Origin of the sequence: Psychrobacter sp. 16-MNA-CIBAN-0192 (genome assembly GCF_040309565.1) — a bacterium.
Classification (GTDB): Bacteria; Pseudomonadota; Gammaproteobacteria; order Pseudomonadales; family Moraxellaceae; genus Psychrobacter.
Genome location: NZ_JBEOOX010000151.1, coordinates 1 through 281, shown reverse-complemented (window position 1 = coordinate 281; position 281 = coordinate 1). Strand labels below are relative to the sequence as shown.

1 protein-coding gene is annotated in these 281 nt (G+C 47.0%); it reads left to right on the top strand.

All coding sequences use genetic code 11. The annotated features are described in order from the left end of the window. The coding region (locus AAEY78_RS12715; RefSeq protein WP_352339689.1) for an insulinase family protein at positions 1-281 on the top strand (281 nt) is incomplete at both ends.

Sequence of the window (281 nt, the reverse complement as noted above, 5' to 3'; positions counted from 1 at the left end):
ACTCGACAGTGTACCGACTATTGAAAGAAAAGAATTAATCGACTTCAAAAATCGCTATTTGGTTGCGGCAAATGCTTCTATCGCGATGACAGGCAATCTGACTTTAAGCCAAGCCAAAAAACTTGCTGACAATATCACTGCTGACTTGCCGGTCGGTCAAGCCGCGACAACGCTACCTGAGCCAAAACAACTGACAAAAGCGCAGCATATTCACATTCCTTTTCCCAGCACCCAAACGACCGTACTAATGGGACAACTGGGCGATAAACGCGCCACCGATG